This is a genomic window from Arthrobacter sp. G.S.26, assembly GCF_050847375.1.
Taxonomy (GTDB): domain Bacteria; phylum Actinomycetota; class Actinomycetes; order Actinomycetales; family Micrococcaceae; genus Arthrobacter.
This window is the reverse complement of record NZ_CP193752.1, coordinates 2978526-3005016: the sequence shown is the minus strand read 5'-3', so window position 1 is coordinate 3005016 and position 26491 is coordinate 2978526. Positions and strand designations below refer to the sequence as shown.

At 63.1% G+C, this 26491-nt stretch carries 36 protein-coding genes; 22 read left to right on the top strand and 14 right to left on the bottom strand.

From position 1 onward, the window contains the following. Positions 1-261 precede the first annotated feature (261 nt). From rplN to map, 12 genes are all read left to right on the top strand, one after another. The gene (rplN, locus tag ACRB8A_RS13750) at positions 262-630 is read left to right on the top strand and encodes a 50S ribosomal protein L14 (protein WP_024366126.1); all 369 of its coding nucleotides are present in this window, start codon (positions 262-264) and stop codon (positions 628-630) included. A gap of 3 nt (positions 631-633) precedes the next feature. Then, a complete protein-coding gene (gene rplX, locus ACRB8A_RS13745) occupies positions 634-996 on the top strand; it encodes a 50S ribosomal protein L24 (protein WP_050684390.1) in 363 nt (120 codons plus the stop codon). Further along, complete coding sequence (gene rplE / locus ACRB8A_RS13740) at positions 996-1577, top strand: 50S ribosomal protein L5 (RefSeq protein WP_050684389.1); 582 nt, start codon at positions 996-998, stop codon at positions 1575-1577. Before rplX ends, rplE begins: the two co-directional genes overlap by 1 nt. A gap of 91 nt (positions 1578-1668) precedes the next feature. After that, positions 1669-2067, top strand: a complete 399-nt coding sequence (gene rpsH / locus ACRB8A_RS13735; protein ID WP_050684388.1) for a 30S ribosomal protein S8 — start codon at positions 1669-1671, stop codon at positions 2065-2067. 18 nt (positions 2068-2085) lie between these two features. Further along, positions 2086-2622: a 50S ribosomal protein L6 gene (rplF, locus tag ACRB8A_RS13730; RefSeq protein WP_050684387.1), complete on the top strand. Its 537-nt coding sequence runs from the start codon at positions 2086-2088 to the stop codon at positions 2620-2622. 2 nt (positions 2623-2624) lie between these two features. Beyond that, positions 2625-3008, top strand: a complete 384-nt coding sequence (rplR, locus tag ACRB8A_RS13725; RefSeq protein WP_011692796.1) for a 50S ribosomal protein L18 — start codon at positions 2625-2627, stop codon at positions 3006-3008. Then, positions 3005-3733, top strand: coding sequence for a 30S ribosomal protein S5 (rpsE, locus tag ACRB8A_RS13720; RefSeq protein ID WP_050684386.1), 729 nt, complete (start codon positions 3005-3007; stop codon positions 3731-3733). Before rplR ends, rpsE begins: the two co-directional genes overlap by 4 nt. Before the next feature lie 3 nt (positions 3734-3736). Then, entirely contained in the window at positions 3737-3943 is a 207-nt protein-coding gene (gene rpmD / locus ACRB8A_RS13715) for a 50S ribosomal protein L30 (RefSeq protein WP_050684385.1), read from the top strand. Further along, positions 3944-4432: a 50S ribosomal protein L15 gene (gene rplO / locus ACRB8A_RS13710; protein ID WP_050684384.1), complete on the top strand. Its 489-nt coding sequence runs from the start codon at positions 3944-3946 to the stop codon at positions 4430-4432. It abuts the gene before it with no gap. A 218-nt stretch (positions 4433-4650) separates the two neighbouring features. Then, positions 4651-5961 (top strand): preprotein translocase subunit SecY, encoded by a 1311-nt coding sequence (gene secY, locus ACRB8A_RS13705; RefSeq protein ID WP_050684383.1) that lies wholly within the window; start codon positions 4651-4653, stop codon positions 5959-5961. Positions 5962-5966: 5 nt separating this feature from the next. After that, positions 5967-6536 (top strand): adenylate kinase, encoded by a 570-nt coding sequence (locus ACRB8A_RS13700; protein ID WP_197273515.1) that lies wholly within the window; start codon positions 5967-5969, stop codon positions 6534-6536. Positions 6537-6605: 69 nt separating this feature from the next. Next, positions 6606-7433: a type I methionyl aminopeptidase gene (gene map / locus ACRB8A_RS13695; RefSeq protein WP_432244878.1), complete on the top strand. Its 828-nt coding sequence runs from the start codon at positions 6606-6608 to the stop codon at positions 7431-7433. 55 nt (positions 7434-7488) lie between these two features. Here the strand turns inward: map and ACRB8A_RS13690 are convergent, their stop codons facing one another. The 5 genes from ACRB8A_RS13690 to ACRB8A_RS13670 all read right to left on the bottom strand — a co-directional run bounded on the left by ACRB8A_RS13690 (position 7489) and on the right by ACRB8A_RS13670 (position 11674). Beyond that, the gene (locus ACRB8A_RS13690) at positions 7489-7710 is read right to left on the bottom strand and encodes a helix-turn-helix domain-containing protein (RefSeq protein ID WP_050684380.1); all 222 of its coding nucleotides are present in this window, start codon (positions 7708-7710) and stop codon (positions 7489-7491) included. Continuing rightward, entirely contained in the window at positions 7710-8201 is a 492-nt protein-coding gene (locus tag ACRB8A_RS13685; protein ID WP_432244877.1) for a DUF2975 domain-containing protein, read from the bottom strand. The genes ACRB8A_RS13690 and ACRB8A_RS13685 overlap by 1 nt, the downstream gene beginning before the upstream one ends. A gap of 122 nt (positions 8202-8323) precedes the next feature. Then, positions 8324-9667: an ABC transporter substrate-binding protein gene (locus ACRB8A_RS13680; protein WP_432246045.1), complete on the bottom strand. Its 1344-nt coding sequence runs from the start codon at positions 9665-9667 to the stop codon at positions 8324-8326. A 133-nt stretch (positions 9668-9800) separates the two neighbouring features. Beyond that, the gene (locus ACRB8A_RS13675) at positions 9801-10715 is read right to left on the bottom strand and encodes a carbohydrate ABC transporter permease (protein ID WP_285240652.1); all 915 of its coding nucleotides are present in this window, start codon (positions 10713-10715) and stop codon (positions 9801-9803) included. After that, positions 10712-11674 (bottom strand): carbohydrate ABC transporter permease, encoded by a 963-nt coding sequence (locus ACRB8A_RS13670; RefSeq protein ID WP_050684377.1) that lies wholly within the window; start codon positions 11672-11674, stop codon positions 10712-10714. Before ACRB8A_RS13670 ends, ACRB8A_RS13675 begins: the two co-directional genes overlap by 4 nt. A gap of 299 nt (positions 11675-11973) precedes the next feature. Between ACRB8A_RS13670 and ACRB8A_RS13665 the strand changes: the two genes are divergently transcribed. The 8 genes from ACRB8A_RS13665 (at position 11974) to ACRB8A_RS13630 (ending at position 17242) form a co-directional block, all read left to right on the top strand. After that, positions 11974-12903 (top strand): P1 family peptidase, encoded by a 930-nt coding sequence (locus tag ACRB8A_RS13665; RefSeq protein ID WP_285240653.1) that lies wholly within the window; start codon positions 11974-11976, stop codon positions 12901-12903. Positions 12904-13075: 172 nt separating this feature from the next. Continuing rightward, on the top strand, positions 13076-13297 hold the full coding sequence (gene infA, locus ACRB8A_RS13660; protein WP_009358723.1) for a translation initiation factor IF-1: 222 nt from the start codon (positions 13076-13078) through the stop codon (positions 13295-13297). A 69-nt stretch (positions 13298-13366) separates the two neighbouring features. Beyond that, a complete protein-coding gene (rpmJ, locus tag ACRB8A_RS13655; RefSeq protein WP_009358722.1) occupies positions 13367-13480 on the top strand; it encodes a 50S ribosomal protein L36 in 114 nt (37 codons plus the stop codon). 178 nt (positions 13481-13658) lie between these two features. Then, complete coding sequence (gene rpsM / locus ACRB8A_RS13650) at positions 13659-14033, top strand: 30S ribosomal protein S13 (protein ID WP_050684375.1); 375 nt, start codon at positions 13659-13661, stop codon at positions 14031-14033. A 101-nt stretch (positions 14034-14134) separates the two neighbouring features. Next, on the top strand, positions 14135-14536 hold the full coding sequence (gene rpsK / locus ACRB8A_RS13645) for a 30S ribosomal protein S11 (protein WP_018769149.1): 402 nt from the start codon (positions 14135-14137) through the stop codon (positions 14534-14536). A 131-nt stretch (positions 14537-14667) separates the two neighbouring features. Further along, positions 14668-15678: a DNA-directed RNA polymerase subunit alpha gene (locus ACRB8A_RS13640; RefSeq protein ID WP_050684374.1), complete on the top strand. Its 1011-nt coding sequence runs from the start codon at positions 14668-14670 to the stop codon at positions 15676-15678. Positions 15679-15755: 77 nt separating this feature from the next. Beyond that, positions 15756-16319, top strand: a complete 564-nt coding sequence (gene rplQ / locus ACRB8A_RS13635; protein ID WP_050684373.1) for a 50S ribosomal protein L17 — start codon at positions 15756-15758, stop codon at positions 16317-16319. A gap of 32 nt (positions 16320-16351) precedes the next feature. Then, on the top strand, positions 16352-17242 hold the full coding sequence (locus ACRB8A_RS13630) for a tRNA pseudouridine synthase A (RefSeq protein ID WP_432244876.1): 891 nt from the start codon (positions 16352-16354) through the stop codon (positions 17240-17242). 84 nt (positions 17243-17326) lie between these two features. Here ACRB8A_RS13630 and ACRB8A_RS13625 read toward each other — a convergent pair whose 3' ends face one another. The 9 genes from ACRB8A_RS13625 to ACRB8A_RS13585 form a co-directional block, all read right to left on the bottom strand. Next, entirely contained in the window at positions 17327-18205 is an 879-nt protein-coding gene (locus ACRB8A_RS13625) for a type II secretion system F family protein (RefSeq protein ID WP_056596997.1), read from the bottom strand. Between the two features lie 10 nt (positions 18206-18215). Then, the gene (locus ACRB8A_RS13620; protein ID WP_432244875.1) at positions 18216-19169 is read right to left on the bottom strand and encodes a type II secretion system F family protein; all 954 of its coding nucleotides are present in this window, start codon (positions 19167-19169) and stop codon (positions 18216-18218) included. Then, positions 19166-20572 (bottom strand): CpaF family protein, encoded by a 1407-nt coding sequence (locus tag ACRB8A_RS13615; RefSeq protein WP_050684370.1) that lies wholly within the window; start codon positions 20570-20572, stop codon positions 19166-19168. The genes ACRB8A_RS13620 and ACRB8A_RS13615 overlap by 4 nt, the downstream gene beginning before the upstream one ends. Next, the gene (locus tag ACRB8A_RS13610; protein ID WP_056597002.1) at positions 20569-21768 is read right to left on the bottom strand and encodes an AAA family ATPase; all 1200 of its coding nucleotides are present in this window, start codon (positions 21766-21768) and stop codon (positions 20569-20571) included. Before ACRB8A_RS13610 ends, ACRB8A_RS13615 begins: the two co-directional genes overlap by 4 nt. Next, the gene (cpaB, locus tag ACRB8A_RS13605; RefSeq protein ID WP_432244874.1) at positions 21765-22532 is read right to left on the bottom strand and encodes a Flp pilus assembly protein CpaB; all 768 of its coding nucleotides are present in this window, start codon (positions 22530-22532) and stop codon (positions 21765-21767) included. The genes ACRB8A_RS13610 and cpaB overlap by 4 nt, the downstream gene beginning before the upstream one ends. An 18-nt stretch (positions 22533-22550) precedes the next feature. Further along, positions 22551-23579, bottom strand: a complete 1029-nt coding sequence (locus ACRB8A_RS13600; protein WP_432244873.1) for a pilus assembly protein TadG-related protein — start codon at positions 23577-23579, stop codon at positions 22551-22553. Then, positions 23567-23959, bottom strand: coding sequence for a TadE/TadG family type IV pilus assembly protein (locus ACRB8A_RS13595; protein ID WP_050684366.1), 393 nt, complete (start codon positions 23957-23959; stop codon positions 23567-23569). Before ACRB8A_RS13595 ends, ACRB8A_RS13600 begins: the two co-directional genes overlap by 13 nt. A 75-nt stretch (positions 23960-24034) precedes the next feature. Continuing rightward, entirely contained in the window at positions 24035-24232 is a 198-nt protein-coding gene (locus tag ACRB8A_RS13590) for a Flp family type IVb pilin (RefSeq protein WP_050684365.1), read from the bottom strand. A gap of 278 nt (positions 24233-24510) precedes the next feature. Next, positions 24511-25176 carry a prepilin peptidase gene (locus ACRB8A_RS13585; RefSeq protein WP_432244872.1) on the bottom strand — a complete coding sequence of 222 codons (666 nt, stop codon included), beginning with the start codon at positions 25174-25176 and terminating at the stop codon, positions 24511-24513. Positions 25177-25473: 297 nt separating this feature from the next. On the opposite strand from ACRB8A_RS13585, the gene rplM reads away from it, so the two are divergent. Together rplM and rpsI are read left to right on the top strand one after the other, a co-directional pair. Further along, on the top strand, positions 25474-25917 hold the full coding sequence (gene rplM, locus ACRB8A_RS13580; protein ID WP_050684363.1) for a 50S ribosomal protein L13: 444 nt from the start codon (positions 25474-25476) through the stop codon (positions 25915-25917). Positions 25918-25956: 39 nt separating this feature from the next. Continuing rightward, positions 25957-26463: a 30S ribosomal protein S9 gene (gene rpsI, locus ACRB8A_RS13575; RefSeq protein ID WP_050684362.1), complete on the top strand. Its 507-nt coding sequence runs from the start codon at positions 25957-25959 to the stop codon at positions 26461-26463. Positions 26464-26491: the final 28 nt, after the last annotated feature.

The following is a 26491-nucleotide window of genomic DNA, read 5'->3' as shown; positions in this document are numbered from 1 at the left end:
AAACGTGCTAAGATTTTGAGTTTGTATGGCGCTTTCTCGCGCCTTCATCAAACCTCGTAAACAAGCGTGCCACGGCATAGTGCCCCCTGACGCCCGGATCCGGTCCGGAACGGATGGGAGCAACTGCTTCAGGCACGGGCGTTTAGGCCTGGTCTGGCAAAATCCAGGCAGGTCAAGAGACACCCCGATCAACCGTTCCGCAAGGCTCATTCCGTAGGAAGATTTTCGGTCTGAGAACCGGCGCGACGCAAGGAGTAAATAGTGATTCAGCAGGAGTCGCGACTCAAGGTCGCCGACAACACGGGTGCTAAGGAAATCCTTACCATTCGCGTTCTCGGTGGATCTGGCCGTCGCTACGCAGGCATTGGCGACGTCATCGTCGCTACCGTCAAGGACGCAATTCCGGGCGGCAACGTAAAGAAGGGCGATGTTGTCAAGGCAGTCATCGTCCGTACCAAGAAGGAACGCCGCCGTGCGGATGGTTCCTACATCAAGTTTGACGAGAACGCAGCTGTGATCCTGAAGGCTGACGGTGACCCCCGCGGTACCCGTATCTTCGGACCGGTTGGTCGTGAACTTCGCGACAAGAAGTTCATGAAGATCGTTTCTCTGGCTCCGGAGGTGCTCTAGTCCATGGCTGCAAAGATCAAGAAGGGTGACCTGGTTCAGGTCATCACTGGCGCCAAGGCAGAGCGTGGCGGCGACCGCGGCAAGCAGGGCAAAGTCCTGCGCGTGTTCACCGACACCAACCGCGTGCTGGTTGAAGGCGTCAACCGCGTAACCAAGCACACCAAGGTCGGTCAGTCGCAGCGCGGCACCAAGACCGGTGGCATCGAGGTTGTTGAAGCCCCGATCCACATCTCCAACGTGGCTCTGGTTGACCCGTCCACCAAGAAGCCCACCCGCGTCGGCTTCCGCATCGACACCGTTGAACGTGACGGCAAGCAGCGCGAAGTACGCATCCGCGTGGCCAAGAGCTCAGGGAAGGACATCTAATGACTGAGACTCTCGAGACTCCGGCAACGAAGATCGTTCCTCGTCTGAAGACCAAGTACGCCGATTCCATCAAGAGCACGCTCGTTGAGGAATTCAAGTACGAAAACGTCAACCAGGTTCCCCGCCTGGTGAAGGTCGTTGTGAACATGGGTGTTGGAGATGCCGCCAAGGACTCCAAGCTGATCGACGGCGCTGTCCGCGATCTGACCCTGATCACCGGCCAGAAGCCGCAGGTAACCAAGGCCCGCAAGTCGATCGCACAGTTCAAGCTGCGCGAAGGCATGCCCATCGGTGCACACGCTACCCTGCGTGGCGACCGCATGTGGGAATTCCTGGACCGCCTGGTCACCCTCGCACTGCCCCGTATCCGCGACTTCCGCGGCCTGAGCGGCAAGCAGTTCGACGGAAACGGTAACTACACCTTCGGTCTGACCGAACAGGTTATGTTCCACGAAATCGACCAGGACTCCATCGACCGCGTCCGCGGTATGGACATCACGGTTGTTACCACTGCCAAGACCGATGACGAAGGCCGCGCGCTGCTTAAGGCGCTTGGTTTCCCGTTCAAGGCCGAAGACTAATCTAACTACGTAAAAGGTCCGGCGGCACGGCCCCTGAATTCGTTCAGGGCAGCGCCGCGGAAACCGTTATGAGGAAGGGCACGAGCCCACCATGACAATGACAGATCCTGTCGCAGACATGCTCACGCGTCTGCGCAATGCAAACTCGGCATACCACGATTCCGTGACCATGCCGTACAGCAAGCTCAAGGCACGCGTTGCCGACATCCTGAAGGCAGAAGGCTTCATCGCCGGCTGGAAGGAAGAGGAAGCTGAGGTCGGCAAAAAGCTGACCATCGATCTGAAATTCGGTCCGAACCGCGAGCGTTCAATCGCTGGCGTCCGCCGTATTTCCAAGCCGGGCCTGCGTGTTTACGCAAAGTCCACCAACCTGCCGCACGTGCTGGGTGGCCTGGGTGTCGCAATCCTGTCCACCTCTTCCGGCCTCCTGACTGACAAGCAGGCCGGCAAGAAGGGCGTGGGCGGCGAAGTCCTCGCGTACGTCTGGTAACGGGAAAGGAAGAGAATAATGTCACGTATTGGACGTCTCCCCATCACCGTTCCTGCCGGCGTTGAGGTCAAGGTTGACGGCTCTGTCGTCAGCGTCAAGGGCACCAAAGGCGAGCTGAACCACACTGTGGCCAGCCCGATCGAGGTCACCCTGGATGCAGACACCCTGACCGTCGCCCGCCCGAACGACGAGCGCGCCTCCCGTTCACTCCACGGCCTCACACGCACCCTGATCTCCAACATGATCGAGGGCGTTACGAAGGGCTACGAGAAGAAGCTTGAAATCGTCGGTACCGGTTACCGCGTTCAGGCCAAGGGATCCGACCTTGAGTTCGCTCTTGGTTACAGCCACCCGGTCAGCGTTGCTGCCCCGGCCGGCATCACCTTTGCAGTAGAGACCCCGACCAAGCTCTCTGTTTCAGGTATCAACAAGCAGCAGGTCGGCGAGGTTGCTGCCAATATTCGCAAGCTGCGGAAGCCGGACCCCTATAAGGGCAAGGGCATCCGTTACGCCGGCGAAGTCATCCGCCGCAAGGTCGGAAAGGCTGGTAAGTAACCATGGCCATCGCAATTAACAAGAAGCGTACGAACAAGAGCAAGTCTGCTTCGCGCAGCCGCCGCCAGCTTCGTATCCGTAAGCGCATCTCCGGTACGGCTGTACGTCCTCGTCTGGTCGTCAACCGTTCCGCACGCCACGTATTCGTCCAGGTTGTCGATGACACCAAGGGCCTGACCGTAGCGAGCGCCTCCACTCTGGAAGCCGACCTCCGTGCATTCGACGGTGACAAGACTGCCAAGGCCAAGCGCGTTGGCGAGCTCGTTGCCGAGCGTGCGAAGGCTGCCGGTATCGAAGCTGTTGTCTTCGACCGCGGTGGTAACAAGTACCACGGCCGGATCGCCGCTGTCGCTGACGGCGCACGTGAAGGTGGGCTGTCACTGTGACGGAAGCAAACAAGGAAAAGGACACTGTGTCTGCAGATCAGAAGGCAACTGCTGCCGTAGCTGCTCCGGCCACTGACGCGACCGCTCCCGCAGCTGCCGACGACCGCCGTGGTGGCGCCCGTCGCGGCGAGCGTGGCGACCGCGGCCAGGGCCGTGGCGACCGTGGTGGCCGTGGTGGCCGCGACGGCGGCCGCGAAGCTGAGAAGAGCCAGTTCGTAGAGCGCGTTGTTACCATCAACCGCGTTTCCAAGGTGGTCAAGGGTGGTCGTCGCTTCAGCTTCACCGCACTGGTCGTCGTTGGTGACGGTAACGGCATGGTCGGCGTTGGCTACGGCAAGGCTAAGGAAGTTCCTGCCGCTATCGCAAAGGGCGTCGAAGAGGCCAAGAAGTCCTTCTTCCGCGTTCCCCGCGTTGGCAACACCATCCCGCACCGCGTTCAGGGTGAAGCCGCTGCCGGCGTCGTAATGCTGCGTCCGGCTTCCGCCGGTACCGGTGTTATCGCCGGTGGTCCGGTCCGTGCAGTACTGGAGTGCGTGGGCATCCACGACATCCTCTCCAAGTCGCTCGGTTCCTCAAACGCCATCAACATCGTTCACGCGACCGTTGATGCCCTGAAGCGCCTCGAAGAGCCGGCAGCAGTGGCAGCACGCCGCGGCCTGCCGCTGGACGAGGTTGCTCCGGCTGCGCTGGTGAAGGCCCTCCTGAACTCAAAGGCTGGTGTCTAAGTTATGGCTAAGAACCTGGTCCCCTCCGACTCCAAGTTGGAGATCACTCAGATCAAGTCCGCCATTGGCGGCAAGCAGAACCAGCGCGACACCCTGCGGTCACTCGGCCTGAAGCGGATCGGACAGACTGTTGTCCGCACCGCCGATGCCGTCACCGTCGGAATGCTGAACACGGTTCCGCACCTGGTAAAGGTAGAGGAGGCGAAGTAAATGGCAGACAAGACTGCTGAAAAGGCACAGGGCACCGCTGAGAAGCAGAACGCCCTGAAGGTTCACCACCTGCGTCCCGCCCCGGGTGCCAAGACCGCCAAGACCCGTGTTGGTCGTGGTGAAGGCTCCAAGGGTAAGACCGCTGGTCGCGGTACCAAGGGTACAAAGGCCCGCTACCAGATCAAGGCTGGCTTTGCCGGCGGCCAGCTGCCGCTGCACATGCGCCTGCCGAAGCTGCGCGGTTTCAAGAACCCGTTCCGCGTTGAGTTCCAGGTTGTAAACCTGGACAAGCTCAACGAACTGTTCCCCGAAGGTGGCACTGTCACCGTGGAGAACCTGGTTGAAAAGGGCGCCGTTCGCAAGAACCAGCCCGTCAAGGTGCTGGGCACCGGCGACATCACCGTCAAGGTTGACGTCACCGTCCACGCATTCTCGGCCAGCGCTGCTGAAAAGATCGCTGCAGCAGGCGGATCCACCACCGCCCTCTAAGGCGCGGCGGGCGGAAGCCTTCTGTTGAACTCCCGGTATCCGGGGCCCCAGGCCCTGGCTACCGGGAGTTTTTCACATCCACCGGGCGATATTCCGCCACCGCCGGGCGCAGCCGGGCCCGCCCGGATTGTTCGCATCGCGCAATCAACCGTTAGACTCGGTTGTTGGGATTTATAGATCCCCATCACACCACTCTCTTTGACACCACAGGAGGACGCTTGCTTAGCGCATTTGGCCGGGCCTTTCGCACGCCTGATCTGCGACGCAAGTTGTTGTTCACGCTGGGAATCATCACCATCTTCCGCTTGGGTGCGTACATTCCCTCGCCCGGTGTGAGCTACCAGAATGTCCAGCAATGCTTGCAGAACGGTCAGACCGCAGGCGGGCTCTACCAGCTCGTCAACCTGTTCAGCGGCGGTGCGTTGCTCCAGGTGTCCATCTTCGCTCTGGGCATCATGCCGTACATCACGGCCAGCATCATCGTCCAGCTGCTCCGGGTGGTTATTCCCCGGTTCCAGCAGCTGTACGAGGAGGGCGCGTCGGGCCAGTCCAAACTGACCCAGTACACGCGCTACCTCACCATCGCCCTCGGTTTGCTGAACGCCACCACGCTGATTTCGCTGGCGCGTTCCGGCCAGCTGCTTCCCGGCTGTAACCTCCCGATCATCCCCGACGACAGCATCATCACCACGATCCTGCTGATCATCACCCTGACGGCCGGCACCGGCCTGATCATGTGGATGGGCGAGCTGGTCACCGAGAAGGGCGTGGGCAACGGCATGTCGCTGCTCATCTTCACGTCCATTGCGGCGACCTTCCCGTCCTCGCTCGGCGCCATCTGGACCTCGCAGGGCCCCGGAACGTTCTTTATCGTCCTGGCCGTGGGCCTGCTCACCGTGGCACTGGTGGTGTTCGTTGAACAGTCCCAGCGCCGCGTCCCCGTGCAGTACGCCAAGCGGATGATCGGCCGCCGCACCGTCGGCGGCACCAGCACGTACATCCCCATCAAGGTCAACATGGCCGGAGTTATCCCGGTCATCTTTGCCTCCTCGATGCTGTACCTGCCCGGCCTGATCTCCCAGTTCAACCAGCCCAAGGCCGGCGAGCCGATCCAGCCGTGGGTTGAGTGGATCAACAACAACCTCACCCGAGGCGACCACCCGATCTACATGGTGCTGTACTTCGCCATGATTGTGTTCTTCACCTACTTCTACGTCGCGATCACCTTCAACCCTGAAGAGGTCTCGGACAACATGAAGAAGTACGGCGGCTTTATCCCCGGCATCCGTGCCGGCAAACCTACCGCTGATTACCTGCAGTACGTCCTCTCCCGGATCACGCTCCCCGGTGCCATGTACCTCGGCTTCGTTGCGCTGATCCCGTTGGTTGCCCTGGTGCTGATCAACGCGAACCAGAACTTCCCGTTCGGTGGCACCTCGATCCTGATCATGGTGGGTGTTGGCCTGGAGACCGTCAAGCAGATTGATGCGCAGCTACAACAACGTCACTACGAAGGGCTTTTGCGATGACGAGAATGCTGATTATTGGACCTCCCGGGTCCGGCAAGGGAACGCAGGCAGAGCGGATTTCGGAACGCCTCGGCGTTGTTGCAATCTCCACCGGCGACATCTTCCGTGCCAACGTCAAGGGCGAAACGCCGCTGGGCCTCGAAGCCAAGCAGTACATGGACAACGGTGACTTTGTCCCGGACAGCGTCACCAACAAGATGGTCCGCGACCGGCTCAGCGAGTCCGACGTCGTCAACGGCTTCCTCCTGGACGGCTACCCCCGCACGACGGCCCAGGTTGACTACCTCGACGAAATCCTCGCCACCGGCGACGAGAAGCTTGACGTTGTTCTCCAGCTGACCGCCGACGACGAGGAACTGGTCCACCGGCTTTTGGGCCGGGCCAAGGAAACAGGCCGGAGCGATGACAACGAAGCCGTCATCCGGCACCGCCTGGACCTCTACCACGAGCAGACCGAAGCTGTGGTGGCCAAGTATGCCGAGCGCGGCATCCTCACCCAGGTGGACGGCATCGGCGCCATCGATGAAGTCACCGACCGCGTGATGCAGGCCATCAAGGCGGCACAGGCAGCCTGATTCAGGCGAACGTTTTGCGAGGCTCCTCCCGGTCCAGGGAGGAGCCTTCGCCATTTGAAAGGACACACCATGGCCTTCGGCCAGCCCCGCATTGAATACAAAAACAACGCCCAGATGCGCACCATGCATGAGGCCGGACTGGTCCTCAGCCGCGCGCTTGACGCCGCAGTGGCCGCCGCGGTGCCGGGAGTCACCACCAAGCACTTGGACGACGTGTTCGCGGCCGTCCTCAACGAGGCGGGCGCCAAGTCCAACTTCCTCGGCTATCACGGCTTCCCGGCCACCATCTGCACCTCCGTGAATGAGGAAGTGGTCCACGGCATTCCCGGCAGCCGCGTCCTGGCCAACGGCGACATCATCTCGATCGACGGCGGGGCAATCGTCAACGGCTGGCACTCCGACTCGGCCCGGACCGTTATTGTGGGTGACGCGGATCCCGAGGACCAGCGGCTCTCCGACGTGACCCAGGCCGCCATGTGGCGGGGGATCGCGGCCCTTGCCTCAGGCACCCACGTGGGTGATATCGGCGCGGCGATCGACGACTACGTTTCCGGTGTCAGCGGTAAGCCGCTCGGCATCCTCGAGGACTACGTGGGCCACGGCATCGGCTCCGAGATGCATATGGCCCCGGACGTGCTCAACTACCGCACCAGCCACCGCGGACCCAAGATCCGCGCGGGCCTCTGCCTGGCCATCGAGCCCATGTTGGTCCGCGGCAGCATCGACACGGCCGTGCTGGCGGACGACTGGACAGTGGTGACCACTGACGGCAAGCGCTCCTGCCAGTGGGAACACTCTGTGGCAGTTCACGAAAAAGGCATCTGGGTGCTCTCAGCGCCCGACGGCGGCGCGGAGCACCTGGTGCCCCTCGGCGTCACGCCCGTACCGATCCCGTAGCGCCCCCTCCCAACTGACTCGCACTTGTTGTCGTTTTGAGCGCTGAAAACGACAACTACTGCGAGTCAGTTGGGTCCGGCTCCCAGCGCAGGAGGTCGCCCGGCTGGCAGTCCAGCACCCCGCACAGGGCTTCTAGGGTGGTGAACCGGACAGCCTTGGCCCGGCCGTTCTTCAACACGGCCAGGTTGGCCGGGGTGATCCCGATCTTTTCGGCCAGCAGCCCCACCGGCATCTTCCGCTTGGCCAGCATTACGTCGATGTCCACGATGATGGGCATCAGATGACCTCGTCCAGTTCCGAACGCAGGGTGGTGGCTTCCGCGTCCCGGGCCACGGCCTGGGCCAGGAGCGTGCGCAGGACCAGGACAATTAATGCCACGCCGGCCACCAGCAACGCGGCGCCGCACACCAGCAGGACCACACCGGGGGCGATGTCGCCGGGTGCCAGCAGGACAGCCACGCCAAACACCAGCAGGGATGCCGCGGTCATGGCGCCGAAGATGATGTCCACGTAGCGGAAAGCCGCCAGCGAGAAGACGGTGCCGCGCCGGACCATGGTCAGCAGCCGCCAGACGCAGACCGCAGTGATTTCGACGCACAGGATTCCCAGCACCACGATAACCAGCGCCGCGACCCGGGGCCCTGCTGGTGCGCCCGCCTCTTCCAGGTCCACGGCCAGCAGCGGCACCATACGCACCTGGACAAACAGCGAGCCTGCGAGGACCAGAGCCAGCACAATGCGGAGGGCGAAGATGGACAGTTTTCCCACGGACAGCTCCTAGTATCGAACAACAATGGCAATCTATCGTTAATCAATAGATTGAACAAGCTGTCCACAGCACAAAAGGCCAGGTGCAGCTTTGGCAGTCGCACCTGGCCTTCAGCGGAAGGTTATGCCTTCAGCTTGGGCTTCACATCGGTGTTGTACAGGCCCTCAAGGGTAGCCTTCAGCTCGGTCATGGTGGTTTTGACGTCCGCTTCCTGGGTGAGGATCTTCGCCGCCGCCTTGGCCATCTCCTGGTCCGCGCCGGGCAGGAACGCCCGGGCGTTGTCCTGGACGCGGGTCACAGCCAGCTGGTCCATTGCGGTCTTGATCTGCGGGGTCTTGGCCAGCACGGCGGTCATGTCGGCCGACTTCCTGGTGGGCATGTAGCCCGTGGCGGCCGAGAACGCAGCGGTGTTTTCCGGCTCGGTGACGAACTGCAGGAACATGGCTGCGGCCAGCTGCTCCTCAGGGGTGACTCCGCTGGGGATGCCCAGGCCCGCGCCGCCGGTGGGGCACACCTCGGTCTTGGCCTTGGAACCGCCGGGAAGGAAACCAACGCCCACGTTGAAGGTGGCGGACTTGAGGATGCCGATCAGCGAGCCCGTGGAGGACACCGTAGCCGAGGCCAGGCCGGCAGCGAAGTCATCAGCCGATTCCTTCGAAGACACCCCGGCCCAGGCGTCCTTGTACACAGAGTCCTGGGCTGCCTGGAGTGCCGCCACCGACTCGGCCGAATCGCAGGTGACCTCCCAGTCCCTGGACCATGAGCCACCTTCGCCCCAGAGGTTGTTCTGCAGGGTCCAGCCCGCGTAGCCGGCCAGGGCCGGGTGCATAAACGCGTACTGGGCCCCGGTGGTTGCCTTCAGCTTCGGTGCCCATTCGGCGAATTCCTGCCAGGTGGCGGGCGCCCTGTCCGGCAGCCCGGCAGCAGCGAAGTGGTCCTTGTTGTAGTAGAACAGCGGAGTGGAACGGCCGTAGGGCAAGGCCCACTGCTGGCCGTCGTACTTGTAGTCGTCCACCAGGGAGGTGCGGAAGTCGTCCAGCTTGACGTCCAGCTGGCTGATGAGGGAGTCCAACGGGATGATGTTCCCGTTGAGGTAGTAGCGGAACCACCAGACGTCAGACAACACCACCAGCGCGGGCAAACCGGACTTCGCGGCCTGCGCCGTCTGGAACTTCTGGGCGATTTCCTCATAGTTGGCGCCGGCTGTGACCAGGTTGACCTTGATCCCGCGATTTTTGGCCTCGAAGCGCGCGATCATGTCCTTTTCCACGTCCTGGGACTTGCCCGGGTGGTTGGACCAGAAATCGATGGACGCGGCGGGGGTGACGCCGTCAAAATTCAGGGCCGTCTCGCTGGGACCCGTGCCGGCAGCGGTGGAGGGGCCACCGCAGGCGCTGAGCGCGGCGGCGCCGGCCCCCATTCCGGCCAGGGAAAGGAAGAGCCTGCGGTCCAGTGCCAGCTTCAGTGGTTTCGGTGCCATGGGTGGTGCCTTTCGTTTGTGCCGGGGCAGGCTGCGGCGCAGCCCGGAGGTCCGGCTGGATGCGGTGGGAGGAGAGTTTTTGGTTGGAAGGAACGGCCGACGGCGGGTGGCCGGGGGATCAGCCCGTGACGCTGCCCTGGGTCAGGCCGGCCACGATGTAGCGCTGCAGCATGGCGAAAACCACCAGGATGGGCAGGATCACCAGGACGGCACCGGCCATCATGATGCCCCAGCCGGCGCCGTTGCCTTCGGAGTTCTGGAGCAGGGTCAGGCCTACGGGTAGCGTCATGCTTTCGGGCTTGTCGGTGATGATCAGCGGCCAGATGTATTCGTTCCACTCGCTGACCACGGTCACCAGGGCCACGGTGGCGATGGAGGGCAGGGATACCGGGGCCGCCACCTGCCAGAGCCGGCGCCAGTGCCCGGCGCCGTCAATCTCCGCGGCCTCCATGATGGAAGCCGGCAGGGTGAGGAAGTGCTGGCGCAGCAGGAACGTGCCGAACGCTGTTCCCAGGCCGGGGAGGATGATGCCCCACAGGGTGTTTTTGCCGCCCATCCCGGCGATCAGGATGTAGTTGGGCAGGATGGACACCTGTGCCGGGACCATCAGCGCCACCAGGATGAGCACAAAGATCAGCTTCTTGCCCGGGAAGCGGACAAAGACCAACGCGTAGGCGGTGAGGATGGCCAGCAGCACCTTGATGCCGGAGCCCACCACCGTCACCACGGTGCTGTTGAGGAAAAACTGGCCGAACGGCACGGTGGTGGTGGCGATCCGGTAGTTTTCCGGGTCCAGGCTTTTCGGCAGCACCTGGAGGTCAAGGGTGACGATCTCGCCCGGCTGCTTGAACGAGCTCAACACCATCCAGAGCAGCGGCAGGAACACCACCAGTACGGCCACCACCAGCGGAACGTAGCCGGCCAGGAGGGTCTGGACCAGATTGGTCCGGCTGAAGGGGCGCACCCGCGGTGCGGGGCCGTCGTCGTCCACGCTGTCGGCGCGGGGGACTGCGGGGGCGGTGGGCGCGCTCATGAGTAGTGGACTTTCCGCTCGACGAACCGCAGCTGCAGCACCGTGATGACCAAAAGGATGGCAAAGAGCACCACGGAGATGGCGGCGGAGTAGCCCGCGCGGTTGTAGGCGCCGAAGGCCTGCAGGTAGGCCTCGTAGATCAGGGTGCTGGTGCCGGAACCCAGCGGGGTCATGATCCGGATCAGGTCAAAGGCCTGCAGCGAGCTGAGCATGGTGGTGATCAGCAGGAAGAACGTAGTGGGGGAGAGCAGCGGCACGGAGATGCTGAGGAAACGGCGGAAGCTTCCCGCCCCGTCCAGGGCAGCGGCCTCCATTACATCTTTAGGCAGCGACTGCAGTCCGGCCAGGAACACCACGGCGCAGTAGCCCAGGTTCTTCCAGACGTACACGATGATCACCATGACCAGCGACAGTTCCGGATTGTTGATCCACTGCGGGCTCTGCTGGCCCAGTCCGCGGAGGAGCCAGGACAGTACGCCGTACCCGGGGTCGAAGATGAACAGCCACACGAGTCCTACGCCAACGCCGGAAAGTACGTAGGGGGCGAACACGGCGGCGCGGGCGAACGTGGTGCCGCGGACCCTGCTGTTCAGGGCCACGGCCACCAGCAGCCCAAGGACCATGGAGCCGCCCACGGTGGTCACGGTGAAGATGGCGGTGGTGCCCAGGACCTTGGGGGCGTCCGCGCTGGTGAAGAACCTGACGTAGTTTTCGAGTCCGACGACGGTGGCCGAGGCGGAGCCCAGCGTCCAGTTCAGCGTGGAGTAGTAGATGTTGTTCAGCAGCGGGAGGTAGGTGAACGTCCCGATCAGCACCAGGTTGGGCAGGGCGAGCGCCAGGAAGACAATGAAGTCCCGGCGGGACCTGGCGGACCAGCGCGGCCGGGCTGCAGGTGGGGTCGGGGCGGGCGGCGGTGCCGGTTGCATGGCAGGCCTGGCCCCGGAAAGGGAAGTGGTCATGGGTCTCTTACGAAGAAGGCCCTGGTCAGGGCGCTGCGGAGGGGGAGCTGACTCTCACTCCACCACACCGGTCAGTGGCCAAAGCGACGGTTTCCGGCTTCCCGGGAATTGTTGGCCAACCCTTTCCTGGCTGTTTACGGACCGTTGAAGTCCGGGTGGCGCAAAGTTCGTTTCCGCCGCCGGGGGTGGTCACCTTTCCCCGCCTTCGGGACCCAACTGACTCGCAGTTGTTGTCGTTTTGGGGCCCCAAAACGACAACAACTGCGACCTAGTTGGGGGAGGGGGAGGAGAATGGTGGGATGGGAGCGATCACTGATGTGCCCGGTATCCGGGTGGGGCAGGTCCAGCAAGTCGGCGGCGGCTGGCTGTCCGGGGTGACAGTGGTCCTGCCCCCGCCGGGCACTGTGGGCTCCGTGGACGTCCAGGGCGGCGGCCCGGCCACCCATGAAACGGATGCCCTGGATCCCACCACCCTCGTTTCCACCGTGGACGCCGTGGTCCTGACCGGCGGCAGCGCGTACGGACTTGCCTCGGCGGCAGGGGCGCAGCGCTGGTGTGAGGAGAACGGCCGCGGGTTCGCCGTTCCGGGCGGCGTGGTCCCCATCGTGCCGGCCGCGGCCATCTTCGACCTGGGCCGGGGCGGCGACTTTTCCGCCCGGCCCACCCCGGACATGGGATACGCTGCAGCTGCCGCAGCCGGGCGCCAGGTTGAAGGGCACGACGTCGGCCGCGGGAACGTGGGGGCAGGTACCGGGGCCGTGATTGGCAGGACCTACAAGGGCGGTGTCGGCACCGCCTCTGCCACCCTTCCCGGCGGTGTGGTGGTGGGCGCGCTCGCTGTGGTCAATGCCCTGGGCCTGCCGTTTGAACCTGCCCGGCAAGCGGCGGCGCCGGCAGACGGCCCACCGCTTAACACCACGCTGGTGATAGTAGCCACCAACGCTGTCCTTGACCCTGCGGAGTGCAAACGGACGGCAGCGGCCGCCCATGCCGGGCTGGCGCGGGCCTTGAACCCGTCCCACACGCTGGCGGACGGGGACGCGGTCTTCTGCCTGGCCACCGGCGCCGTGGCCCTGGACCGGAGCACCGGAACGGCCCGGCAGATCAGCCTGGTGACGCTGCAAAGCGCGGCAGCCGACGTCGTGCGTGCCGCCATCCTGGACGGCATCGCCTGCGCCGAACCGGTGCGCACGCCCGCCGGGGATTATGGTGCATTCGGCACCACGTAGGTTAGTATGGCCGATTTAACTTTTACCGGCGAACAGGGTAGTGTTGCTTGTTGGTTGTCTGGACTGCCGCGCCCTTTTGGGCTCAGGAGAAGATGATCGATCCAACAAAAACGTTCGTGGTCTTTCCCGGTGCAATCCGGCAGGGCTGCGGCAACAACAGTTAGCGGAGGGTATGGCCAAGAAGGACGGGGTCATTGAGATCGAAGGCGTTGTGACCGAGGCGCTGCCTAACGCGATGTTTCGCGTTGAGCTCACCAACAAGCACATCGTTCTGGCACACATCTCTGGAAAGATGCGCCAGCACTACATCCGGATCCTCCCCGAGGACCGCGTAGTGGTGGAGCTGAGCCCGTACGACCTCACACGTGGTCGTATCGTCTACCGCTACAAGTAAATTGCTGGGCAGTTGCGGCATCCGCTGCCGCTGCTCCAGTTGACCAACTGTTACACGCAAAGGAACGCCATGAAGGTCAAGCCGAGCGTCAAGCAGATCTGCGAAAAGTGCAAAGTGATCCGCCGTAATGGCCGGGTCATGGTGATCTGCGAGAACCCGCGCCACAAGCAGCGCCAGGGCTAATTTCCTTCCCTGAAGGAAAACCCTGGGTTGCTAACCCACGCAAGTAAATAAAAGGCAGCACAAGCTGAACTGGGACGTATTGAGCCCGGACAGCTAACCCCCGGTCGGAGGCTGGGGCCGCACGGAACGTGCGGGTGTACTGCCTAGGACCTCCGGTTTATCAAGGAGTACTGCCACTATGGCTCGTCTCGCTGGCGTAGACATTCCCCGCGAAAAGCGGCTGGAAATTGCGCTTACTTACATCTACGGCGTGGGCAAGACCCGTGCACACGAAACCCTGGCTGCCACTGGCATCAGCTCTGACGTCCGCGTTAAGGACCTCACGGATGCCCAGCTGGTTGAGCTGCGTGACTACATTGAAGGCAACTACAAGGTTGAGGGTGACCTTCGCCGCGAAGTAGCAGCAGATATCCGCCGCAAGGTTGAAATCGGCAGCTACGAAGGCCTGCGCCACCGCAAGGGCCTGCCCGTACGCGGACAGCGTACGAAGACCAACGCACGTACCCGCAAGGGCCCGAAGCGTACCGTCGCCGGCAAGAAGAAGGCTCGCTAAACCGCACCTGCCTCCTGAGGCCACTTCGGTGAGCCCGGGAACCCGGCAAGTGTGGGTCCAAGCGCCAGCTTTCCCCCAATAAACTTTCTGTAGGAGAAAAAATGCCCCCGAAGACTCGTGGCGCGGTTCGCAAGCCGCGTAAGAAGGACAAGAAGAATATCGCGCTTGGCCAGGCGCACATCAAGAGCACGTTCAACAACACCATCGTTTCCATCACGGATCCGAACGGTGCTGTCATCTCCTGGGCTTCCTCAGGTGAGGTTGGCTTCAAGGGTTCGCGTAAGTCCACCCCGTTCGCTGCCCAGATGGCTGCCGAAGCCGCTGCAAAGCGTGCGCAGGAGCACGGCATGCGCAAGGTCGACGTTTTCGTCAAGGGCCCGGGCTCCGGCCGCGAAACCGCAATCCGCTCGCTGCAGGCCGCTGGCCTGGAGGTTGGCTCCATCCAGGACGTCACCCCCGCAGCGCACAACGGTTGCCGCCCGCCGAAGCGCCGCCGCGTCTAAGCCTTTCGACGTTGCATAAGCTTGCCCGGACCACTGATGGTCCGGGCAGGCCCAGCGCGTTAAGTCTTCAGACCGCATTTCCACCACCTGTGTTGCGTCATATAGCGGATGCTCGCCGAAAGGAAACCTAAGTGCTCATTGCACAGCGCCCCACCCTCTCCGAAGAGGTAGTCTCCGAAAACCGTTCGCGTTTCATCATTGAACCGCTGGAACCGGGCTTCGGCTACACCCTCGGAAACTCCCTCCGCCGTACCCTGCTTTCCTCCATCCCCGGCGCTGCTGTCACCAGCATCCGGATCGATGGCGTGCTGCACGAGTTCACCACGGTTCCGGGTGTCAAGGAAGATGTCACCGAGATCATCCTGAACATCAAGAGCCTCTCGGTTTCCTCCGAGCACGATGAGCCGGTTGTTGCCTACCTGCGCAAGCAGGGCCCCGGAGTCGTCACCGCCGCGGACATTGCTCCGCCGGCCGGCGTCGAATTCCACAACCCGGATCTGCACATTGCCACGCTGAACTCGAAGGGCAAGTTCGAACTCGAACTGACCATCGAGCGCGGCCGCGGCTACGTTTCGGCAGCTCAGAACAAGTCCGGCGATGCAGAGATCGGCCGTATCCCGGTCGACTCCATCTACTCGCCGGTCCTGAAGGTCACCTTCCGCGTGGAAGCAACCCGTGTTGAGCAGCGCACCGACTTCGACAAGCTCATTGTCGACGTCGAGACCAAGCAGGCCATCGCCCCGCGCGATGCGGTTGCTTCCGCAGGCACCACCCTGGTGGAACTGTTCGGTCTGGCCCGCGAGCTGAACACCGCAGCTGAAGGTATCGAGATTGGCCCGTCGCCCACAGACGCTGCACTTGCAGCTGACATGGCACTGCCGATCGAGGATCTGGACCTCACCGTCCGTTCCTACAACTGCCTCAAGCGTGAGGGCATCCACAGCGTGGGTGAACTCGTTGCACGCTCCGAGGCCGACCTGATGGACATCCGCAACTTTGGTGCGAAGTCCATTGACGAGGTCAAGGCAAAGCTGGTTGAACTGGGCCTGTCCCTCAAGGACTCGCCTCCCGGTTTTGACCTCGCAGCACGCGCCGCAGCAATTGAAGAGGACGACGCCGCTTTCGGCGACGACGAACTCTAACAAACAGATCTTGGCCGGCTGGCTGGATGCACCACGGTGTGCGCAGCCCACTGGCTTCCATATGAGGAGAAACTATTATGCCTACCCCCGCTAAGGGTCCGCGCCTCGGAGGCGGAGCGGCTCACGAGCGTCTTATGCTCGCGAACCTGTCCGCCGCACTGTTCGAGCACAAGCGGATCACCACCACGGTGACCAAGGCCAAGCGCCTGAAGCCCTACGCAGAGCGTCTGGTGACCTTCGCCAAGCGTGGCGACCTGGCTTCACGCCGCCGCGTACTCGGCCTGATCAGCAACAAGGGCATTGTCCACGAGCTGTTCACCGACATCGCCCAGGCAGTGGAGAACCGCGACGGCGGCTACACCCGCATCACCAAGATCGGCAACCGCAAGGGCGACAACGCTCCCATGGCTGTCATCGAACTGGTTCTCGAGCCGGTTTCCGCCAAGCAGGCTGTTGTCGCCGAAGCCACCCAGGCTGCCGCCAAGGCCGCCCCGGTTGCTGAGGAAGCACCCGCCGAAGAGGCTCCCGTTGCAGAAGAGGCTTCGGCCACCGAAGCTCCCGCCGCTGACGAAGCTGCTGCTGACGAGGCTCCGGCCGCCGACGCCGAGGCTCCGGCCGCCGAGGAGAAGGACGCGAAGTAATTCGCTGACTTCCTTCGCATAGACTTGAGTCTATGAACGACCAAAAACCCGCGGCCCCCGTTTTGGGGGGCGGCGGGTTTTTGCGTATCCGGCTTGATCTTTCGTACGACGGCGGCCCCTTCAGCGGGTGGGCCCTCCAGCCGGGACGGCGGACCGTCCAGGGGGTCCTGGAAGAGTCGCTCGCGCTGTTGCTCCGGCGCCCGGTCCGGGTCACGGTGGCGGGCCGCACGGATGCCGGTGTGCACGCCCGCGGGCAGGTGGTCCACCTTGACCTTCGCGAAGAGGAATGGCGCGGACTGCCGCGCGGGCACGAACTGGATCCCGCCGTCGCGCTCCTTCGCAGGATCCGCGGTGCGCTGAGCCGGATCCTGGGTGACTTGTCCGGCGCCGTCGAAGTGCATTCGGTGGATCCGGCGCTGCCCGGGTTCGACGCCCGGTTCTCGGCGCTCTGGCGCCGCTACACCTACCGGATCGCGGACGGGCAGGCACTCTGGGATCCGCTGGGCCGGTCCTACACTCTCTGGCACCGGAACCCGCTGGATGTTTCGGCGCTGAACCAGGGAGCATCCCGGCTCCTGGGGCTGCAGGATTTCCGGTCCTACTGCAAGCCGCGGGAAGGCGCCACGACCGTCCGCGAGCTGCAACGGTTTGAATTTTCCCGGGGCGGGGACGGGGTCCTGGTTGCAACAGTCCAGGCGGACGCGTTTTGCCACAACATGGTGCGGGCCCTGATTGGCTCAGCACTCTATGTGGGGGAGGGCCAACACCAGCCGGGATGGCTTTACGAGCGGCTGATGGAGCGGAAGCGGGACGCCAAGTCGGTGCTGGCCGCACCACACCCCCTGGTCCTCGCCGAAGTCGCCTATCCGTCAGGCCCTGAGCTGCTGGCGCGGGCGGAACTGACGCGGGCACGGCGGGAGTAGTTCTTCACCACCGGCAGGCAAACTCCATAAAGGACCCCCTCGGTTCTGGGTTCCGAGGGGGTCCGGTCTATGGATGGTGAAGGCTCAGCTGAACGCTTCGATGATGTTGATGACCGCAGGACCCAGGATGACGATGAAGATCACCGGGAAGATGAACAGCAGCAGCGGAAAAAGCACCAGGACCGGAAGCTTCATGGCTTTGTACTCAGCGCGCTGCCGGCGCTTGACGCGCATTTCATGCGCCTGGGACTTCAGGACCTTGGCGATGGCGATGCCGTAGGTGTCGGCCTGCACGATGGCCCGGACAAAAGACCGAAGGTCCTGCACGCTGCTGCGGTCGGCCATTGCCAGATACGATTCGCGCCGGCTGCGGCCCACCTGCATGTCCTGCAGGGTCCGGATGAGTTCCACGGCAAGGGGCCCTTTGCCATTCTGGCCTGCCTTGGCCATGGCCGACTCGAAACCGAGCCCGGCCTCAACTGAAATGAGCATCTGGTCCAGGGTGTTGGGCAGCTCGAGTTGGATCTTCTTCTGCCGCTCCGCACCCCGGCTGTGGACCAGCAGATCCGGGACGAAGTAGGCAAGGGCGGTAACGAAAACAGCAAGCAGGAGCAGCTGCGGCGTGGCGCCACGGCTGAGCAGCAGCATCATCAGGACGGCCGCGATGAGCGCCAGTGCCGGTTTTGCGACGAGGAGCCGGGACAACGGCATGGACGCCGGCCTGCCGGCCAGGGCCAGGAGCCTGTCCAGCTTTCCGATGTAGCCTTTGGGCGTTAGCCGTTGCGCCATCCGCTCCAGGTTCATGTTCTGGGCTTTCGGCCCGGAGGCGCCGGCACTGAGACCGCGGGCAAGGTTGCCCTGGATCACTGTGTGGGACTTCCTGTCGACAGCGACGACCGACCACAGCAGGATGGATGCGGGCACCATGGTTACGGCGATGATGCCCCAGACAATTGGCTGCATAACAAATCCCCTAGAATTTCAGATCGCTGATTTTATGGACCCAGAAACCGCCGATTGCCATCATGACGGTGGCAATTCCCAGCAGCATCCAGCCGACCGGGTGGCCGAAGAGGTTGCCCATATATTTGGGGTTGACCAGGCTGAGGAAGACCAGCAGGAGAATCGGCAGGGCCATCAGGATGATGGCCGACAGTTTGCCTTCAGCGCTCAGCGCCTTGACGGTGCCTTTGATTTGGGCCCGCTCGCTGATGGTTTCGCCCACCTGGTCAAAGACCTCGGCGAGGTCGCCACCCACCTCGCGGTTGATCTCGATGGCCTCGGCCATCCACCGGAAGTCATCGCTTTTCATCCGGACCGCCACATCACCCAGGGATTCCTGCAGGTCCCGGCCAAGCCGGGTCTCATTCACTACGCGGGAGAACTCCGTAGCAGTGGGTTCGTTGGCTTCCTGGGCCACCGCATCGATGGCCCGGAGCACGCTGTGGCCAGCCCGCAGCCCACCGGAGATCATGGTCAGGGTGTCCGTGAGCTGTTCGCCGAACCGGCTCCTGCGACGCGAGACCAGCACCGACAGGTAGACCCTTGCCAGGACGGGGACCAGGATGGCGAACAGGAGGGCCATGCCGGCCCCCTGCAGGATGAACCCCACCACGGCACTGACCAGGGTTCCCGCCGCCGCAAGCACCAGGAAGTCGGCCCGTGGCAGCGTCAATCCTGCCTGGACCAGCAACGAGGTGGACTGCGATGTTGCCGGCGCCCGGCGGGAAAGGCTCGTCTCCACGAACTTCACCGTGGCTTCGGTGATCCGGGTCAGCACGCCCTGGTCCGGGTTGCCGAACGGACGTCGCCGCTCCATCGGTACGGAGCCGCCCGCCGGTTTGAAAACAACCACCAGTGCGATGAGCACCGCAGCGGTAATGGCAACTATTCCGAAGACGAATACCAGTTGGCCGGGCACGGTCATCGCCTCCCCATCTGCATGGGCCGGGGCGCGAAGATCTCGGGGTTGATATTAATCCCCAGCTCCGCGAAATGATCGGCAAACCGGGGCCGGATACCGGTGGAGACGGGCTGGCCGAGGAACCTGCCGAGGCTGTCCACGCCGGCGGAGTAGTCGAAGACAAAGGCGTCCTGCAGTGTGACCACTTCCCCTTCCATGCCCTGGACTTCGGTGATGTGCGTGACCCGGCGGGTGCCGTCCCGGAGCCTCGAAAGGTGGACGATGAGGTTGACGGCGGAAGAAACCTGCTCGCGGATTGCCCGCAGGGGCAAGTCCATGCCCGCCATCAGCACCAGGGTTTCCAAGCGGGCCACGGCGTCCCTGGGGGAGTTGGCGTGAACGGTGGAGATGGAGCCGTCGTGGCCGGTGTTCATCGCCTGGAGCATGTCCAGGGACTCGCCGCCGCGTACCTCACCCACCACGATCCGGTCCGGCCGCATGCGGAGGGAGTTCCTGACCAGCTCGCGGATGGTCACGGCGCCCTTCCCCTCAATATTGGCCGGCCGGCTCTCCAGCCGGACAACGTGGCTCTGCTGGAGTTGCAGCTCCACGGCGTCCTCGATGGTGACGATGCGTTCCTCCGGGGGAATGAAGGAGGAGAGCACGTTCAGCAGGGTGGTTTTCCCTGTACCCGTACCGCCGGAGACGATGATGTTCAGTTTCGCCCGGACGCAGGCATCCAACAGTTCAGCCATCTGGGGGGTGAGGGTGCCGAAACTGATCAGGTCCGGCACGGTCAGGGGCACCTTGCTGAACTTCCTGATGGTCAGCGACGAGCCGTTGACCGCCAGGGGCGGGATGATGGCGTTGACGCGGGAACCATCTTCGAGCCGGGCGTCAACCAGCGGGGAAGATTCGTCGATCCTCCGCCCTACTTTGGCCACGATTCGTTCGATCACTTTGCGAAGGTGCTCTTCGCTGCTGAACCGGCCATCCGTTTGAAGCAGTTTGCCGTTCCGTTCCACATAGATCTGGTCCGGCCGGTTGACCATGATCTCCGTGATGGAGGGATCGTCCAGGTACCTTTGCAGCGGACCGTACCCCAGCACATCATCACCCACGTCGCGGATCAGCCGTCGACGCTCCTCCGGCGTCAGGGGAACCTGCTCTTCATCGATGACGGTGCTGAGCTCGTCGCGGGCGATCTGCCGCAGATCCTCGTCGCTCAGGGTGGTGTCCGTGAGCCTCGCCCCCAGCCGCTCAAAGAGGGCCTTCCCGGCGCGTTGCTTGATGGCCGCCAGGGCGTCCACCGGCGCGGATCCGGTGTCCGGGCTGTCCACAAAAGGAACAACATGTTCACCTGCTCCGCTGGGAGTGGGCATGGCGGGGCCGCCGCGTGCTGCCTGCAACCGTTCTGCGAGACTCATGAGATCACCATCCGTCGATGTACTTTCTTCTGTGGTGCAGCTGAATGCTTGGGGTCGAACCGTTCCACAAGCTTGGCCAGGGCTTTTGCAGCTCCGTCGCGGGAATTCTCCTGCAGGATGGGGATGCCCTTGTTTGTTGTGAAGGGGACCGCCCTGGACCGCGGAATTACGGTATCCACGGGGACGCCGATGGTGGCTTCCACGTCCTGGACCGTCAGCCCGCTGCGCCGGTCCGCGAAGTTGAGCACAACGTGCCGGCCCTGGGGCAGGAGCTGAAGCTCGCGGAGGATGGCGAAGCTTGTGTGCAGGCCGCGGATGCTGGGAACATCCATGCCGCAGACCCACACCGCATCCGTTGCCTGTTCCAGTGCCGCCAGGACGTGTTCCCCCAGGCCGGGGGTGGTGTCCACAACGACATACTGGAATTCGGCAGCCATCTGGCTCAACAAGTGGCTGACAGCCTGGCCGCTGATGTGGTCGGCTTCGCTGGGGGTGTTCGGTGCGCAGAGGGCATAGATGCCGCTGGGGTGCACGGTGAGGAAAGCCTTCAGGACCATCGAGTCCTGGTAGGCAGCCGCGCCTACTGCCTCCCGCAGGGTGTGCTCGGGTTCCAGCAGCAGGCCGCTGGCCACGTCGCCAAACTGCACGTCGAGATCAACGATCACCACACCCATGGGTGCGATCCTGCCGAGGCCGATGGCCAGGTTGGTTGCGACGGTGGTTTTGCCTACGCCCCCTTTGGGCGACATAACGGTGATGACGCGTCCGGGCTCCCGCTCCGGTCCGGCCGCGGAAACCAAACCCCGCCGGCGGCCGGCCGACGCCAGGCACGCCCGCTCCAGGAGGATCCTCAGCTGGTCCACATCGGCGCTGGGGCTGATGATGTCCCGGATACCGGCCCGCATGGCCAGGATGACCTGGTCAGGGGCGGTGTCTTCAACCAGGACCAGGCTGACTTCCGGGAACTGGAGGTCGAAGACGGTGGCGAGCTTGAGGGAGTCGCTCTCCGGCAGGCCCGGTCCCAACACCAGGACTTCCGGTGGTTCGCCGGTGAGGCGGTCAAAGAGTTCCTGGGGTCCACCCAGGATTACCGAGGGTGGGAGCACCTGGACTGAACCGTGCAGGGCGCCTTTGACGGCGAGTTGGACCTTGCGCTGGAAGTCCTGGGCGGCGGTGACGACCACAAAGCGGCTCATCGGGATGCCTTGCCCACTGTGACCGGACCGGTTGCCGTGTCTTTCGAATCGGCCGATTCCTTGGAAAGCCAGATCTTGCCGAACTCGGCAGCGAAGACGATTTCGGCAGCATCCGCATCGTTCCGGGCCAGCGTGACGTAGACCGATCCCGAGGGCAATGCCGGCCCGTCCGTGGCGGCGCCTGAGCCGGCTTCCGCCGGCGCCTGCTGGACGCTGGTGACCAGGACCTGCTGGAATGCCAGCCGGGTAAACTCCTTGAAGCCCTTGATGTCGGCGTTGACCGGTGCATCGGCGCCGGCCGCTTCATCCAGTTTGTAGGAGACGTAGATACCCACGGTATCGCCGGCCTTCAGCTGGCCGCCCATCACGCGCTGGGGTTCCAGCAGGACCGAGACTTCCTCGAGGCCCTTCGGGACAGCTACCGTCCCGGGAGCAGCGAGTGAGTTGGGGTCAACGAGCCTGGCCCCCAGCAGCTGCTCACCGGGCTGGAGATCCACGGTGGTGACCTTGTTTGCGTATTCAGAGAGATCCCGGACGGCGTCTGCGGAAACGGCAGCACCTGGCAGGGACGTGGACTTGGTGGATTTGGCCAGCTCAGCCACCGGCGTCCCGGCCGGAACGGCATTTTGCAGCACGAGTACTTGAACGGGATCCAGGCCTTGCTGTGCGCGGTTGTCGGCTGCCTGTGCGTAATTAAACATCAGTACAGATCCGACAACTGCCAACAGCAACGCTGCCAGGCCCCCCAGCAGCCTTGTTTTCACGGTGTTCTCCTTTGTTCCTTATTTGGTGAGTTCCACGACATTGCCGCCGTAGATGGTGGGACCGCCGACCTCAAAGGATTCGTCCAAGGCCACATAGCGGATGAATTTGCCGACAATGCCCAAGTCGCTGTTTTTCCAGCCCCCGGCATCCTTGAAGGCCTGCGCTGCCGCGGGCATGTAGCTGAAGGGGTCCTGATTGGCCAGGTCCCAGCCCATAAGGTCAATGGCGGCAAAAGCCTTGAGGTGGAACTCGCCGTTGGAGCCGGTTCCCCTGGTGTCATCGAAAACCGGGAACAGGGCAACGACCTTCCCGCCAGCCTGCAACTTGGTCTTCCAACCCTGAAGCGTGGCGGCACAGTCCGCTTCGGGACTGTTGCCGGTGTTGCTGAACACCCACGGGGATGCCAGGTCCACTTTGACCTTGCACGTGCTTGAAGTCTTCAGCCAGCCAAAGCCGCCGGGAATCTCGAGGCCTGATCCGGTGTCGTGGCAGGTATCCTTCTTCCCCGCACCGGTTCCGTGGGACAGCAGGAACTGCGTGGTTCCATCAGCAGTGATGGACGAATCCACCTCGCAGGACGAGAAGGCGATGGGCATGGCAGCCGTGCCGGCCTGCGCCCCGCCCCACCGGGCCTGGGCTTCGGCGTTGATACTGGCGGTGTTGGTGCCGAAGATACGGGCGAAGAAGGTGGAGAAGTGCACCCCCGAGGACTCCTCGGCGTTGGTGATAACCGTCACCTTGCCTGCAGCCTTGTCCACAATGGTTGACTGCACGTTAGTGAGATTGTCCTTGGCGTTTGCCTTCGCGAGCACACTCGAAAGGCTTGACCCGCTGGCGCAGGTGGGCAGGGTGGAGTTCTTGGCGCAGGTCTGCGCCACCGCAAGCGAAGCGGCATCGGCGCCGTTCTGGACAACGGACTTCTCGGCATACATGCCACCCACGTCCACGGCGATGGCAGCGAAGCCCAACATCATCACCATGGTCAAGGCCACCGCGATGGCTGTGGCCCCGCGTTCATTTTCCGGATCTTTGGTCAGCCGCCGCATAGCATGGTGCCCTTCCCCGTCATGACGATCGGTCCCGTGAAGCCATCGATGAAACCTGTCGCCGTGGTGAGCGTATAAGTGGTGGTGGCCGTGACCTGCTGTCCGCTGGAACACGTGGAACCACCTCCCGTGACACTGAAGGTGGTGGAGACTGATGCCGGTGCCAGCCGGCCGGCTGCGTTGCCGGCGGCCGTAGCGGCGCCGGCCGCGTTGTTGCTGATCGCCATGGACCGTGCGCCCTCACGGGCTGCCTGGTTGAGTGACAGCTGGGCATTGAAGGCCAGGGAAAATTCGATGATGCCGATCAGGATGAGAAGCAGCAGCGGCAGGACAAGCGCAAATTCCACTGCCGCCGCGCCACGCTCGTCTTTACTGTTCATGTCCTGATTCCTTGCTCGATAGTGCTATGGCGGCCCCCAGGTGACTGGGGGCCGCCGGGGCGTGGGGTGTGATCCCTAGACGAGCTTGGGTGCGATGGTGGAGTTGAACAGCGTCTGCAGGTTGGTGCCGACGAGCGTGATGCCAACGATGGCTGCGATGACGATCAGGGCGACCATCAGGCCGTACTCAACGGCCGTTGCGCCCTTTTCGGAAGCGAAGCGATCCTTGATGCCGGCGATGAAAGCAGTCATTGAGACCATGAGAGAAGTCATTGTATTGTCCTTTGATTCGGTGAAATGGATTGTTTGTATTTCAACGAATTTCCAGCTGCCCCCATATTTCCTAGCGGCTGGATTTCGCTAAGACGAGATTGCCATTTCCGCTACCGCAGCAACAACGCGTAGTGGTACCCGACTTTTTACGCAGGCACGGAAAAAGGCCTACCCGGATGGGGTGGTGGGTACTCAGTAGGGTGTGGACAGTTAGGCAGTACTGGGTGCCGGAAAGCGGCAGGTGGCAGGGCCGGCCGGCTGAGCTGCGGCCGCTGCGGTCAGCGCAAAAGCAGTGCCACGGCGGCCAGCGCGCCCAGCATTGACGGGCCGTGGGCCACTTCTTTGGTGGTATTCCGGGGCTTCGTGCTGATGACCACCAGGGTCACCATGCCGTTCACCACAAACCCGAACAGCCCGCCATAAAGCAACTGGCTCCAGCCTAAGTACCCCAGGTACAGGCCCACCGGCGCGGCAAGCTTGACGTCGCCCATTCCTATTGCGCCGGGCGAAATAAGGGCCAGAATAAGGTAGCCGGCGAACAAAATACCTGCGCCCAGCAGCGCATTCAGGACATTGCCAGCTTGCTTGTCAAATAATGCGGCCACTAATAGCAGTAATAGGCCGCCGGAAAACAGTAAAAGCACAAGGGGATTAGGCAGGAGATGCCGGCTGATGTCGATCCGCGCCAGCTGCGTACCCAAAATGGCCAGGAAAAGGAACGCCGGCAGTGCCGCGGTATCACCCAGCCGCGCCGCGAAGGCGGCGCATATGACGGCGGTAAGGACCGCCGTCGTAATCCGCACTGACGTCCGCGGCAGGGGGCCGAGCCGGGGCATAAAACGGAAGATCAGCACCCCGGCCGCCGGGGAGGCGGCCAGGCCGGCCAGAAAGGCGGCCAGGATCAGCAGCCAGGCGCCCGCGCCATCATTTCCCCACACAGCCACCGCAACCCCCTGTATTGGCCCTGCCGGACGTGCTGTTTTAGGCGCCCCGCCACCCCATTTTGACCCCGAACCCCCTAACGCGCTAATCTTGGTAGTCGTTGTGCGTGTCCTATTCCGATGGTGCGTGCCCGAGTGGGAATCCGGTTGCAGGATGACTACCCAACGGGCGCATTCGGAGCCCCAGGATCACTGGTTACATAGAGTCCTCACCTCTGTTCCGGTAGCGCATAGATAGTAGGTGTCCACCCCTGAGTGGAGCCTAAAAAAGAACGCCAGAACAAGAACGAGGCAAACACCGTGCGTACGTACACCCCGAAGCCCGGCGATATCAACCGCCAGTGGCACGTCATTGACGCCACAGACGTTGTCCTTGGTCGTCTTGCCAGCCAGACCGCAATCCTGCTGCGCGGCAAGCACAAGGCCACTTTCGCATCCCACATGGACATGGGCGATTTCGTCATCATCATCAACGCTGAGAAGGTTGCCCTGACCGGCGCCAAGCTGGAGCAGAAGCGCGCATACCGCCACTCCGGCTACCCGGGCGGCCTGACCTCCGTCAACTACGCGGAGCTGCTGGAATCCAACCCGGTCCGCGCCGTTGAGAAGGCCATCCGTGGCATGCTCCCCAAGAACTCCCTCGCTGCCCAGCAGCTGGGCAAGCTGAAGGTGTACCGCGGTGCTGAGCACCCCCACGCCGCCCAGCAGCCCAAGACTTTCGAAATCACCCAGGTCGCCCAGTAGTCCTGGCCACCAAACAACTTACTTAATACAAGGAGAACCGTGGCTCAGAACGAAGAGACCACCGAAGCCGTTGAGGCTGAGGAAACCCTGACCAGCTACACCTCTGAGAGCTCTGCAGCAGACGCTGCAGCTCCCAAGAAGGAGCGTCCGGCCCTGACTGTTGCCGGTGCAGCAGTTGGCCGCCGCAAGGAAGCCGTTGCACGCGTCCGCGTTGTGCCCGGCTCCGGCAAGTGGACCATCAATGGCCGCGCGCTGGACAACTACTTCCCGAACAAGCTGCACCAGCAGGACGTCAACGAGCCCTTCAAGATCCTTGATCTCGAAGGCGCCTACGACGTTATCGCCCGCATCCACGGCGGCGGCATCTCCGGCCAGGCCGGTGCACTGCGTCTCGGCATCGCCCGTTCACTGAACGAGATCGACGTCGAGAACAACCGCGCCACCCTGAAGAAGGCCGGTTACCTGTCCCGCGACGCCCGCGTGATCGAGCGTAAGAAGGCCGGTCTCAAGAAGGCCCGTAAGGCACAGCAGTACTCCAAGCGCTAAACCGCTTGTCCGGACAGCCCGTCCCGCC